The organism is Aquimonas sp. (genome assembly GCF_044377145.1).
GTDB lineage: Bacteria > Pseudomonadota > Gammaproteobacteria > Xanthomonadales > Xanthomonadaceae > Aquimonas.
Genome location: NZ_JBILJQ010000016.1, coordinates 66,118 through 79,134 on the forward strand (window position 1 = coordinate 66,118; position 13,017 = coordinate 79,134).

Below are 13,017 nucleotides of genomic sequence, written 5' to 3' on the forward strand. Positions count from 1 at the left end.
CGCCCGCCCGGGCCGCCGTGCCGCGGCGTGCGGGGGTAGGATCACGAACCCACCCGTGCGGAGATCGGCATGCGCAGCAAGACCCGAATCGAACGCGACAGCCTGGGTGAACTCGAAGTCCCGGCCGAGGCGCTGTGGGGCGCGCAGACTCAGCGCGCGGTGCTGAATTTCCCCGTGTCGGGCCTGGCCATGCCGGCAGGTTTTCTGCGCGCGCTGGCGGCGATCAAGTCCGCCGCCGCCACCGCCAATGCCGAGCTGGGCCTGCTGGATGCGGCGATGGCCGAGGCGATTGCAGCCGCGGCGGGCGAGGTGATCGCGGGTCAGCACGCGAACCAGTTTCCGGTCGATGTGTTCCAGACCGGTTCGGGCACCTCCAGCAACATGAACATGAACGAGGTGCTGGCGACGCTGGCCTCGGCGCGCCTAGGGCGCCCGGTCTCGGCCAACGACCACATCAACATGGCGCAGAGCTCGAACGACGCGGTGCCGAGTGCGATCCAGATCGCCGCCGCGCAGGCCCTGCGCGAGGCCCTGCTGCCGGCGCTGAAGCTGCTTCGCAAGACCCTGGGCAAGCGCGCCGCCGGGCTCGACGGCGTCGCCAAAACCGGCCGCACTCATTTGATGGACGCGATGCCGCTGACCTTCGGCCAGGAGCTCGGCACCTGGGAGGCGCAGCTTGGCCTGGCGCGCGAACGGATCGAGCAGGAGTCCGAACGGCTGCGCTTTCTGCCGCTGTCGGGCACCGCCATCGGCACCGGCATCAATGCCGATCCGGCTTTCGGCAAGCGTGCGTGTCGAGCGCTGCAGAAACTCACCGGCATCAAGTTCCGCCCGGCCGAGAATCTGTTCGTCGGCATCGCCGGGCAGGACGCCGCGCTGGCGCTGTCAGCGCAGTTGAACGGGCTGGCCGCGATCCTGATGAAGATCGCCAACGACCTGCGCTGGATGAACTCCGGCCCACTGGCCGGCCTTGGCGAAGTCGAGCTGCCGGCGCTGCAGCCGGGCAGCTCGATCATGCCGGGCAAGGTCAACCCGGTGATTCCGGAGGCGGTGGCGATGGTGTGCGCCCAGGTGATGGGTCAGCACGTGACGATCTCAATCGCCGCGCAGAGCGGCAACTTCCAGCTCAATGTGATGCTGCCGCTGGTGGCGCATGCGCTGCTGCAGTCGATCGAGCTGTTGTCCAACGCGATGCGCCTGCTGGCCGACAAGGCGATTGCCGGGTTTCGGGTGCGCACGGATCGGATCGAGCAGGCGCTGGCGCGCAATCCGATCCTGGTGACGGCGCTGAACCCGCTGATCGGCTACGCCAAGGGTGCGGAGATCGCCAAACGCGCCTATGTGGAAGGCCGGCCGCTGCTGGAAGTGGCGATGGAAGTCACCGGCGGGTCGGCGGAGCAGCTCGCCCCGCTGCTGGACCCGCTGCAGCTGACTCGGGGCGGACTGGGTTCGGGCGGTGTCGGCGCGGGCGGCTGAGCAATCGGCGCCGACCTGCGCGAGCTCAAAAGTCGGGCTGCGTGACGTTGAGATCGGCATCTCATCGGGCTGCTCAGCCGGCACATGGGCTGACGCCTGCACGCGCGCTCGCTATTCGCCAGGCCTTTCGACAGCAATCCAATGCCTCAGAGCAGTGATCCGCTGTATCGGCGGTCTGTAACGCGTGGAATCAGCGCCACCACAGCGACTGTTCGAGCCGGCTGCATCTCTCAGCATCACAGCGCTTGCCAACGTGTGACTGACTCAGCTGGCGACGGCCTCCCCGGCACCCCCGACGGCCTGCGCGGCGCGATCACGGCCGCTCTTTTTGGCGATGTACAGAGCTTTGTCGGCCAAGCCGATCAGGCGCTCCGGCGGCAGCTGGCCGTTCGGCACCCGCGTAGCCACGCCAAGGCTGATGCTGACCATGCCCTTGGGCGACTGCGCGTGTGGAATTGCCAGACGCTCGACGTTGGCGCGTACGGTCTCGGCGATTTCCAGCGCCTGTTGGGCGGTGGTCTCCGGCAGCAGCAGGGCGAACTCCTCGCCGCCGTAGCGGGCCGCCAGTTCGCACGGCCGGCGGATCGCGAACTGCAGCGCGCTGCTGATGCGGCGCAGACATTCGTCGCCCTGCAGGTGGCCATAGCTGTCGTTGTAGGGCTTGAAGAAATCGACATCGCACATCAGCAGCGACACCGGGTGCCGGCGGTGGCTGCCGCGCTCCCACTCGCTTTTGAGCACGGTGTCGAAATGGCGGCGGTTGGCGAGGCCGGTCAGTCCGTCCATGGCCGACAGGCGCATCAGTTCTCGATTCACCTGGTCGAGCTGATGGGTGGTTTCGAGCAGTTTGTCGCGCATCTGCGCGATCCGCTGCATGGCGCGCACCTTGGCCGTCAGCACGACCGGGTTGATCGGTTTGATCAGGTAGTCGTCGCCGCCGGCCGCGATCCCGGCTTCGAGGTCGGAATCGCTGGTGCGACCGGTCAGAAACACGATCGGCGTCCACTCACCCGGGCCCTCGCTGGAGCGGATGCGCCGGGCCACTTCCATGCCGTCGATGTCAGGCAACTCAACGTCCAGCAGGATCAGGTCGGGACGCCGCTCGTGATACAGCACCAAGCCGCGCGCGCCGGTCTCCGCCTGCAGCGGCTCGATGCCGATTTCGCGCAGCAGGTGCGAGATCATCGCCTGGCTGGTGCGCGAATCCTCGATGACGAGCGCCCTCACCGCAGAGCGTCCTCAATCGAAAGGCGTTGGAATTTCGACACCGGTATCTCCGCCTGGGCGCTGCGGCCCTTCAGTGGCGGGTGTTCTGCAAGTTCCGTGCGACCGCTTTTGCCATAGCCAGGCCGTGCGTGGCTGTGAACTGAGCCTCAGCGCCAGTGATCCGCCACCCACTGGGTCGGAAACACCTTGCGATACCACTTGCCGCTGACTCCGGCGATGGCATCCGGCGGGTTGGGCTTGCCGTGGAAGGCGATGATCTTCGCGCCTTCCGGCAGCCGCGGCGGCTGGAACCAGCACAGGATTCCCGGCCGCACGCAGTGGCGCTTGAAGCTGCGGCACCAGCTGTCCGGCCAGAAGCTGACCTTGCCCTGGCGGCCGAGGAAGCCGGTGATGAACTCCTGCTCGTTGCGTACTTCGGACAGCGCTTTGTCCTTGTTCGCTGTCAGGTATTCAAGCGCGTCGGCATGCGCGCCAATCTCGAAGCGGTACACCGAAGTGTTGCCGGTGTCGTCGCGCTTGTCCCATTCCTTGATCACCACGAACTCGCCGGGCTGCTCGAAGAAGCAGTCGATGCTGTCGACGATCACCACATCAAGGTCGATGAACAGGGTGGTGCCCTGCAGGTCGTACAGCTCACGCTTGAAGCTGGTCAGCTTCAGCCAGCCGTGGCCGAAGCTCCAGGGCAGGCGTTCGTCGAAATCCTTGAAGCCAACCTGCGGGATATCGTGCACCTCGATCGCCGGATCAATGCCGGCGCGGTCATCAGTCAGGCAGACGAAACGGAACGGCCGATGCAGGTGGCGCGCGACCATCGAGTGCAGCCGGTTGACGTACTCGGAGCCGTACTTGGTGCCCCATTTGATGCACAGGACGTTGACCGGATTCATAGCGTTCTAGGCTGCCGTGTTGGTGGGTCTGAAGAGTGGGGCGAGCGCCTGCGGCCGCTCGCTGCATCGGGCGGGGATGATACACGCGGCGCCTTCCCGGCCTGTCGGCTGGAGCCTTGCGGGGCGCTTGCTACACTCGGCCGCCGCCCGTTTCGAGTGCTGTCCCGATGTCCCCAGCCACTGCCGCTCACGCGCCCGTGCAGGAAGCGCGTGTCACCGATGCCGCCGGCGCCCTTCTGTTTGATCAGGCGCTGATCACGCAGGCCGAGCGCAGCCTGCTCGATCCCGGCCAGTGGGCTCAGCGCGGTCGCATGGAAGCCAGCCGCGGCGGTCGCGGCGCGGTGTGTTTCGTGCGCGGCGAATTCGGCGAGGCAGTGATCCGCCACTACCGTCGCGGCGGCCTGTATGGGCGGCTCAACAAGGATCTCTACCTGTGGACCGGCGAGGCGCGCACACGTGCCTTTCGTGAGTTCAGGTTGCTGGCCCGACTGCGCGGACAGGGTCTTCCGGTGCCGGCGCCGCTGGCCGCAGGCTACCGTCGCCATGGCCTGTTCTATCGCGCGGATCTGATGACCCTCGCCATCGCCGACAGCACGACGCTTGCTGCCGAGCTCGCCGCCGGCCGCGCGAGCAGCTTCGACTGGACCGCGCTCGGCCGCCTGCTGCAGCGCTTCCACGCTGCCGGCGCTTTTCACGCCGATCTCAATGCCCACAACATCCTGCTGGATGCACACGGCGCGCACTGGCTGCTGGACTTCGACCGCGGCGAGCTGCGTGCGCCGGCATCGACCTGGCAGGCCGCCAACCTGCAGCGCCTGCAGCGCTCGCTGCGCAAGCTCGGCCTGCGTGATGCCGCGCTGGCGACGGCGTGGACGGCGCTGAGCGCGGGCTATGTCGATGCCGGCGGCGATCCGCAGGCGGTGGCGTCGGCATGAGTGCGGTGGCAGACGATGGCAGCTGGGCGCTGCGTTTTCTCGGCGTGGGCAGCAGCGCGGCGGTCGAGCTCGGCTCGGCCTCGGCAGTGCTGGAGCAGGACGGCCAGCCGCGGCTGATGATCGACTGCGGCACCGAGGCTTTGAGCGCCTATCTCGCGCACTACGGCGAACCGCCGCTGGCGCTGTTCATCACCCACACGCATCTCGATCACATCGGCGGCATGGAGCGGCTGTTCTTCCGGCTGTACTTCGATGAGGCCCGCCGCGGCCGCTGTCGGCTGTACGTGCCCGCACCGGTGGTGCCCCTGCTGCAGGCGCGGCTGGCCGACTACCCCGGCGTGCTGGCCGAAGGCGGTGCGAACTACTGGGATGCGTTCCAGCTGATTCCGGTCTCGCGCAGCTTCTGGCATGCCGGGCTCAGCTTCGAGGTGTTTCCGGTGCGTCACCATCAGCCCGACACCGCCTTCGGGTTGGCGCTGCGCGGCAGCTTCGTCTACACCGGCGACACCCGGCCGATCCCGGAGCAGCTGGCGCAGTATTCGATCGAGACCATCGCTCACGACTGCGGCCTGGTCGGCAATCCCTCGCATTCGGGCCTGGATGATCTGGAGCGTGAATACCCGGCTGAACTGTTGGCGCGGCTCGCCCTGTATCACTACGGCTCGGCCGAACAGGGCGCGGTCATGGCAGCGCGCGGCCACCGCGTACTGCAGCCCGGCGAGCGCCTGTCGGTGGCGTCGCCGGGGCCGACTTCGCAGCGATGAGGCTTGTGGATCCAACGCGAAACGGCTAGTCTCCGCGCCCTGCAGTGCAGCGCGTGAAACCCCGGAGAGGTGTCCGAGCGGTTTAAGGAGCACGCCTGGAAAGTGTGTATACGGCTAAACCCCGTATCGAGGGTTCGAATCCCTCTCTCTCCGCCAGTTTCATGCGCTCGATCAGAACTGCACGCCGCCCTCCAAGCGGCCGCTGACCCGTCTACGCCGGCGGTCACCCAGCGATAACTATGGTGGCTCCCGTTGGTGCCTCCGCGACGATAGGCTGCAAACCCCGCCAGGCCCGGAAGGGAGCAACGGTAGTAGCTGATTCGGGTGCCGGAGTAACGCTGGCGGGGGCTGCCACCCTCGCAGAAACACCAGAGCCCGCTGATGCGGGCTTTTGTGTTTTTGGTGCTGGGAATCGGGAATCGGGAATCGGGAATCGGGAATCGGGAATCGAGCGAGGTGTGGAGACTGGCGGTCTTCCCTCCGCCAGGGCATCGACGGTGTTTGGCCGTGGCGAAAGCCCAAGCGCGCCTAGCCTCGGTGGCATCAACGCAGCGCTGACGCCGGGACGTAGCCGACCTTCGGCGAATCCCGAATCCCGAATCCCGAATCCCCAATCCCGGCCGGCCCCACGGGCCGGCCATGGCACAATCCCGGGCTTGCTCCGCCGCATGGCCAAACCCGCATGTCCTATCTCGTTCTAGCCCGCAAATGGCGACCGCGCCGCTTCGCCGAACTGGTGGGGCAGGAGCATGTCGTGCGTGCGCTCACGCACGCGCTGGAGGTCGGGCGGGTGCATCACGCGTTTCTGTTCACCGGCACCCGTGGTGTCGGCAAGACCACCATCGCGCGCATTTTTGCGAAGAGTCTGAACTGTCTGCAGGGCACCGGTGCCGAGCCCTGCGGCGAGTGCACCGTGTGTCGCGACATCGATGCCGGCCGCTTCGTCGACCTGCTGGAGATCGATGCCGCGTCGAACACCGGCGTCGATGATGTGCGCGAGCTGATCGACAACGCGCAGTACATGCCGGCGCGCGGGCGGATCAAGGTGTATCTGATCGACGAAGTGCACATGCTGTCGAAGAACGCCTTCAACGCGCTGTTGAAGACGCTCGAAGAGCCGCCGGAGCACGTCAAGTTCCTGCTCGCCACCACCGACCCGCAGAAGCTGCCGGTGACCGTGCTGTCGCGCTGTCTGCAGTTCAACCTGAAGCGGCTGACGATCGAGCAGATCCGCACCCAGATGACCGCGATCCTCGCCGCTGAAGGCATCGATGCCGACGCGCCAGCGATCGCCCAGCTCGCCCGCGCCGCGGACGGCAGCCTGCGTGATGGCCTGTCGCTGCTGGATCAAGCGATCGCCTACGGCGGCGGCGCGCTGCGCGAGGCTGAAGTGCGGACCATGCTCGGCACCGTCGATCGCGCCCAGGTCGGTGCGCTGGTCGAATCGCTGGTGGCGGCCGACGGCGAACGCCTGCTCGCCACCATCGAAACCGTCGCCTCGTTCGCGCCGGATTTCGGCGCCGCGCTGGATGCCCTGGCCGAGGCTCTGCATCGCCTGCAGTTGACCCAGCTGGTGCCGTCTGCGGCGCCCGAAGACGATCGGCTTGATTTGCATGGATTGGCGGCGCAGGTGCCGGCCGAGCGCGTGCAGCTGTGGTACCAGATGTCGCTGCAGGGGCGCCGCGAGCTGCCGATGGCGCCGAGCGAGCGGATCGGTTTCGAGATGGCCCTGCTGCGCATGCTGGCCTTCGCCAGCTTCGATGCGGAGGTCGCGCCGAGCGCACCGCGCGCGGCAGCCCGATCCGCGACCGTCGCGCCGGTGCGTGGCGAGGCGTCGCCCCGCAGTGCGGAAGCGCCCGCGGCCACACGTGCAGCGCCCGCCGGTGCAGCCGAGGCCATGGCCAAGCTCAGCGCGGTGTTTGACGACCGTTCCGGTTCCGGCAATGCGCCGCGCGCCGCCATGGGCTCACCGGTGATGGCCGCGCTGGCCGCCCGCGGTGGCGCGGCGGCTGCGGCGCTGCGCGTCGCCGAACCGGCGCGCATCGAGCCGCTGCCCGAGCTTCCGCCAGCGCGGATACACGCCTTGCGCGATCCAGCGCCTGAGCACGCACCGTCGTGGGAGGCTGAGTCACCGCCCTGGCACAGCGCCGCCGAAGCGGGCATTGATACGCAGGCCGACAGGTTCACTGACGAAACGAACCTGCGGCCAACCAAGGTCGATGTTCCGAGTGCGCGCGTCGAGTCGAACAGGCGCGACGAGCCGAACACGCCCATCAACCCGAGCGAGGCGTCGGCTGAGCGCCCGCGTTCGCAGCTCAGTGCGGTCGCCGATCCGCCCGCGCGGCTGCTGGATCACGATGACTGGCTGGATCTGCAGGAGCGCTGCGGTCTGGGCGGGCCGGTGCGCGAACTGGCTGCGCATTCGGTGTTCGCCGGCTATGACGGCATCCGCATCAAACTCAGCTTGCCGGCGAAGCTTGAGCACCTGCGTATGGAGAACGCGATCCAGGCGCTGGCGCAGAAGCTCGGCGCGGCATTGGGCGCTGAGCCACGGATCGAGTTCATCGCTGAGCAGCTTGATCGCGAAAGCCTGCACGCCCGCACCCACCGCCAGCGCGGCGAGCGCCAGGCCGAGGCCGAGCAGACCTTCAACGCCCATCCGGCGGTGCGCCGATTGATCGACCACCACGGCCTGCGCCTCGTGTCGGATTCCATTCGCCCGCTCGACTGAGATCACGTGAAAAGCCACACGCCTACTGCGGTCGCCGCTGAACGCCGGTGGCGGCAAGGCGCTGCGCGAACTGCGAGTTCGATCGGTACACCAGACTCCCGTGAGTTCGCGCACGGGGCCTTGGCTGGAACGCGCAGCGGTGCACTCGCGAGAGTGTCAGGGACTCTTCGCGCACTCTGGGTTTTGCGCGGCGGGGATGCGTCATCTGCTGGAGCGGTCGGTGCTCAGCAAGGTTGTTGAATGTCAAGGACGAAAGTCCCAGTCCACCGGTAGACATTAAGATTGAGTTAACGCCTGGGTCCTAAGGTTCGCGCTCCCAGCGCCCCTCGGTGCTGGGAGTTCGTTCCTCCCCCCAGGTACAAAGCCCCCATGCAGAACACTCTGAAGTACGTCGCTGAGCTGCGCGCCAGCCAGCTCGGTCTTGCCCTTTCTTTCGCCATTCTCAGCCTCGGTACCACCGCAGCGCACGCGCAGGACACCGCGGACGAAGCCGAGCTGGTGCTGGATCAGATCCAGGTCACCGGCTCGCGCATCACGCGCCAGGGCTTCATCACCCCGTCGCCGGTGACTGCCATCACCTCGGACGAGATTCGCGTCTCCGGCGCCGAGACGGCCGCCGACCTTCTGGCCTCGCTGCCGGCGCTGCAGAGCACGTTCACCAGCGCCAACTCCGGCCGCTTCATCGGCACCGTCGGCCTCGGCCAGCTGGACCTTCGCGGCATGGGTCAGGCGCGTACGCTGGTGCTGGTCAACGGTCGCCGCCACGTCGGCTCCAGCCCCGGCTCCAGCTCGGTGGACGTCAACACCATCCCGGTGGAGCTGATCGACCGCATCGAGATCATCACCGGTGGCGCGTCTGCGGTGTACGGCGCTGACGCTGTTGCCGGCGTGGTCAACTTCATCATGAAGCGCGACTTCCAGGGCTTCGAAGCGCGTGCCCAGCACGGCGTGGCGGACGAGGGCAGCTTCGAGCGCAGCTTCGCCAGCTTCACCGGCGGCAACAACTTCTCTGATGGCCGCGGCTCGGCGGCGTTCTCGGTCGAGTTCAGCTCGCAGTCGAACCTCGGTCTGAGCGAGCGCCGCGTCGGTCGCGAAAGCCTCGTGCTGGTGCCCAACCCGGCATTTGATCCGTCGCGGCCTGCAAGCGAGTCCAACCCGCAGCGCGTCCTGCAGGGGCCGGGTGGATTGCTCACCCAGACCAATGGCGGGCGCTTCGTGGTTGGCGGCACGCCCTACGTGTTCAACGCGGATGGCAGCTTCCGCCGCCAGCGCTTCGATGGTCCCCGCGACGCGGGTCAGTGCGTCAACTGCGACTACCTCGATCTCGCCTCCACCACCGAGCTGCAGCCTGCGCTGGATCGCTTCAGCCTGAACAGCTTCTTCAACTTCGAGATCAACGAGAACCACCGCGCCTTCTTCGAGGGCAAGTACTCGCGCAGCAACTCCGAGTCGCAGCGTCAGCCCTCGTTCGATCAGATCAGCGCCGATGGCAGCACCGGCGGCTTGGTCGTCCGTCTCGACAACGCCTACGTCAGCAATGAGCTGCGCCAGCTGCACGAGCAGGCGGGTCGCCAGCTGATCCGCGTTGCCCGCTTCAATGAAGATGCCGGTCGTCGCGGTGAAGAGGCCGAGCGCCAGACCCTCCGCGTAGTGGCTGGCATGGACGGCTACTTCGGCGAGAGCTGGGGGTATGAAGTGGCGGCGGTCCACGGCCGCACCACGGTGGATCGCATCAACTCGGCGAATCGCATCAACGAGCGCTTCCAGGCGGGTCTGGACGTGGTTCGTGACAGCCGCGGCAACCCCGTCTGCCGCACCACGCTCGACCCCAACGCGATCAACCCGCACACGGGCTCGGTCTACTCGGCGTTCGCGCGCACCGGCTGCGTGCCGTTCAGCATCTTCGGCAACGGCGCCGTCAGCGCCGAAGCGTCCGACTGGTTCAACGCGCGCTCGCTGAACGAGGCCAGCCTGAGCCAGACCGTGGTGGGTGGCTCGGTCAACAATCCCTTCCTGTTCGAGACCTGGGCCGGCAGCGCGGGTTTCGCGAGCGGTCTGGAATACCGCCGTGAGGAGAGCTCCGAGAACACCGACCCGCTGTCGGCGCTCGGCCTGACCTTCCTCAATGCCATTCCGAGCCGCGGCGGCAGCTACGACGTCAAGGAAGCCTTCGCTGAGCTCAGCCTGCCCGTGCTTGCGGACCTGCCGGCGGTCGAGTCGCTCACCTTCGACTTTGCCGGTCGCTACTCCCAGTACGACACCATTGGTTCCACCGGCACCTGGCGCCTCGGACTCGACTGGAGCGTGATGCCCGGCCTGCGCGTTCGCGGCACCCGCGCTCGCTCGGTGCGTGCCCCCGGCATCAACGAGCTGTTCAATCCGCAGTCGGCGAGCTTCGCCGTCGTTGCGGATCCGTGCAGCGCGCGCAACGTCCCCAACGCCGCCAATCCGACCCAGCGTGCCGCCAACTGCCGTGCGCTGGGCGTGCCGGCGGGCTTCGAGGACGCCGTCAGCTCCAGCCGTCCGGGCTTCTCGGGCGGCAACCCGGACCTCAGCGAAGAGGTCGGCACCACGACCTCGTTCGGCGTGGTGTGGCAGCCGGAGTTCGTTGATGGTCTGGGCCTCAGCCTCGACTGGTGGGAAATCGACCTGACCGACGCCATCGGTGCCGTGACCGCACAGATCAATGCCAACCGCTGCGTGGATGCCCCGGGTGGGATCAACAACCCCTTCTGCGCTGCGATCCAGCGCGCTGGCGCCAGTGGCTTCGTGGATTCGGCGGGCCGCGCCTGGGCGCCGTACGCGATCTACAGCTGGACCGCGTTCAGCGAGAACCTGGCCCGCTCGGTGCGCGAAGGCGTGGACATCGAGGCCGACTACCGCTTCGAGGCGTTCGGCGGCGATGCCAACGTGCGCTTCCTCGGCACCCGTCTGCTGAAGGTGCGCAGCTATGCCTTCCAGGACTTCCCGCAGGAGTTCGTCGAAGCAGTCACCACCGAGGGCAACCCGCGCTGGCGTGCCAACCTGTCGGCCAGCTATCGCCACGGTCCGTGGCGGGCGAGCTGGGAGACCCGTCATGTTGACGGCGTGCTGCGTGTCGCCCTGGAGAGCTTCCAGAGCAACCCCGGTCAGGTCGCGCCGATCCGCAACGGCTCCGCCGCGTATCACGATCTGCAGGCGAGCTACCGCTTCGAGCAGGGCGTCGAGGTTTACGCGGGTATCGACAACGCCTTCGACAAGCAGCTGCCGCCGGCGCGTTTCGGCACCGGTGCCAACGATGGTCTGTACGACAACGTCGGTCGCTTCTTCCGGGTGGGCGCGATCGTGACGTTCTGATCGTCGCTTCCTCGCACGCGCGCTTTGCAGCAATTCGCTGCTGCAAGGCGCGTCATGCGGCAACACCCACGAGGCCGGCGCTTGCGCCGGCCTCGTGTCGTTTGGTCGGCGCATTCCTCGAACTGTGGTTGCGCTTCGGCAGGCGCGTGCCGGCCGCTACACTAGGCCGCCCCACAGCCCGCGATTTGCGGCTGTCACCACGCACAACCTCGGAGACTCTCCATGCGCGGACCTCTCGCCGGCCTGATGCAACAGGCTCAGAAGATGCAGGACGATCTGAAGAAGGCCCAGGAAGAACTGGCCCAGGTCGAAGTCAGCGGCCAGGCCGGTGGCGGCATGGTCAAGGTGACCATGACCGCGCGGATGGAAGTGCGCCGCGTGCACATCGACCCCGCCGCCATTGGTGACGATGTCGAGATGCTGGAGGACCTGATCGCCGCGGCCTTCAATGACGCGGTCAATCGCGCCAATGAGGCCTCGCAGGCACGGATGAGCCAGGCCACCGCCGGCATGCCGCTGCCGCCCGGCATGAAGCTGCCGTTCTGATCCCGACCCGGCGCTGCCATGGCCCTGCTTGAACAACTGATCGACGCCCTGCGGGTGCTGCCGGGTGTGGGCCAGAAAACCGCCCAGCGCATGGCCTACCAGCTGCTGGAGCGCAATCGCGACGGCGGCAAGCGGCTGGCGCAGGCGCTGGAGGCCGCGATGCAGCGGGTGGGCCACTGCGAGCGCTGCCGCACCTTCAGCGAGGATCCGATCTGCGTGATCTGCGCCAGCGCCGGCCGTGAGCCCAGCCAGCTGTGCGTGCTGGAAACGCCCGCCGACCAGGTCGCCATCGAAGCCGCCACCGGCTATCGCGGGCTGTATTTTGTGCTGCTCGGACGGCTGTCACCGCTGGATGGCCGTGGCCCGCGTGAATTGGGCCTGGATCGCCTCGCCGAGCGTCTGGCGCAGGGTGAGGTGCGCGAGCTGATCATCGCCACCAGTGCCACCGTCGAGGGCGAAGCCACCGCGCACTACCTGGCCCAGCTGGCGCGCAAGCACGGCGTTCGCGCCAGCCGTCTGGCGCACGGCGTGCCGCTCGGCGGCGAACTTGAGTACATCGACCGCGGCACCCTGGCGCATGCGTTCGGTTCGCGCCACGCCGTGGAGTCGTCTGATCCCACCAGTTCTGGAGCATCGCAATGAGCGAGACCCTGTTCGACAAGATCATCCGTCGCGAGATTCCGGCCGACATCGTGTTCGAGGATGAGCACGTGCTGGCTTTCCGCGACATCCAGCCGAAGGCACCGGTGCACGTGCTGTTCATTCCCAAGAAGCCGATCGCCACGCTCAACGATCTGCAGCTCGAAGACACCGAGCTGGCGGGGCGTTTGCTGAAAGGCGCAGCCGACTACGCCAAGCGCGAGGGCTTCGCCGAGCAGGGCTACCGGGTGGTGATGAACACCAATCGCGACGGCGGCCAGTCGGTCTATCACATCCATCTGCACCTGCTGGCCGGGCGCCAGATGACCTGGCCGCCGGGCTGATCGTTCGTATGCGTCCGCCCGAGCCACCTACCGCTTCCCCACTCGCCGTGCTGAGCCTCAGTTGCAGATCGGCGCCCAGCCCTCGATCGGCAGCAAGCTGTCGATGTCGCGGTTGCGCGTGGTCGGCAGTCG

10 protein-coding genes, 1 tRNA gene and 1 other RNA gene are annotated in these 13,017 nt (G+C 67.4%); 10 read left to right on the top strand and 2 right to left on the bottom strand.

Translation table 11 applies throughout. The annotated features are described in order from the left end of the window. The first annotated feature begins 69 nt into the window (after positions 1–69). Positions 70–1,476 (top strand): class II fumarate hydratase, encoded by a 1,407-nt coding sequence (locus tag ACIQ7H_RS07410; RefSeq protein WP_395789945.1) that lies wholly within the window; start codon positions 70–72, stop codon positions 1,474–1,476. 264 nt (positions 1,477–1,740) lie between these two features. On the opposite strand, the gene ACIQ7H_RS07415 is transcribed toward ACIQ7H_RS07410, so the two are convergent. Next, a complete protein-coding gene (locus tag ACIQ7H_RS07415) occupies positions 1,741–2,703 on the bottom strand; it encodes a diguanylate cyclase domain-containing protein (RefSeq protein WP_395789947.1) in 963 nt (320 codons plus the stop codon). 146 nt (positions 2,704–2,849) lie between these two features. Continuing rightward, positions 2,850–3,590: a glycosyltransferase gene (locus ACIQ7H_RS07420; protein WP_395789949.1), complete on the bottom strand. Its 741-nt coding sequence runs from the start codon at positions 3,588–3,590 to the stop codon at positions 2,850–2,852. A 167-nt stretch (positions 3,591–3,757) separates the two neighbouring features. Here ACIQ7H_RS07420 and ACIQ7H_RS07425 point away from each other — a divergent pair, with 167 nt between their 5' ends. The 9 genes from ACIQ7H_RS07425 (at position 3,758) to ACIQ7H_RS07465 (ending at position 12,885) form a co-directional block, all read left to right on the top strand. Continuing rightward, entirely contained in the window at positions 3,758–4,525 is a 768-nt protein-coding gene (locus tag ACIQ7H_RS07425) for a 3-deoxy-D-manno-octulosonic acid kinase (RefSeq protein WP_395789951.1), read from the top strand. Next, complete coding sequence (locus tag ACIQ7H_RS07430) at positions 4,522–5,289, top strand: MBL fold metallo-hydrolase (RefSeq protein WP_395789953.1); 768 nt, start codon at positions 4,522–4,524, stop codon at positions 5,287–5,289. The genes ACIQ7H_RS07425 and ACIQ7H_RS07430 overlap by 4 nt, the downstream gene beginning before the upstream one ends. 63 nt (positions 5,290–5,352) lie before the next feature. Next, positions 5,353–5,445: transfer RNA gene (locus tag ACIQ7H_RS07435), tRNA-Ser, on the top strand. Positions 5,446–5,539: 94 nt separating this feature from the next. Beyond that, positions 5,540–5,636: signal recognition particle sRNA small type (gene ffs, locus ACIQ7H_RS07440), an RNA gene on the top strand. A 335-nt stretch (positions 5,637–5,971) separates the two neighbouring features. Next, the gene (gene dnaX / locus ACIQ7H_RS07445; protein WP_395789955.1) at positions 5,972–8,020 is read left to right on the top strand and encodes a DNA polymerase III subunit gamma/tau; all 2,049 of its coding nucleotides are present in this window, start codon (positions 5,972–5,974) and stop codon (positions 8,018–8,020) included. A 369-nt stretch (positions 8,021–8,389) separates the two neighbouring features. Further along, complete coding sequence (locus tag ACIQ7H_RS07450; RefSeq protein ID WP_395789957.1) at positions 8,390–11,356, top strand: TonB-dependent receptor domain-containing protein; 2,967 nt, start codon at positions 8,390–8,392, stop codon at positions 11,354–11,356. Between the two features lie 222 nt (positions 11,357–11,578). After that, entirely contained in the window at positions 11,579–11,902 is a 324-nt protein-coding gene (locus tag ACIQ7H_RS07455; protein ID WP_395789959.1) for a YbaB/EbfC family nucleoid-associated protein, read from the top strand. Between the two features lie 18 nt (positions 11,903–11,920). Beyond that, the gene (recR, locus tag ACIQ7H_RS07460; protein WP_395789961.1) at positions 11,921–12,544 is read left to right on the top strand and encodes a recombination mediator RecR; all 624 of its coding nucleotides are present in this window, start codon (positions 11,921–11,923) and stop codon (positions 12,542–12,544) included. Continuing rightward, on the top strand, positions 12,541–12,885 hold the full coding sequence (locus ACIQ7H_RS07465; protein WP_395789963.1) for a histidine triad nucleotide-binding protein: 345 nt from the start codon (positions 12,541–12,543) through the stop codon (positions 12,883–12,885). Before recR ends, ACIQ7H_RS07465 begins: the two co-directional genes overlap by 4 nt. Positions 12,886–13,017: the final 132 nt, after the last annotated feature.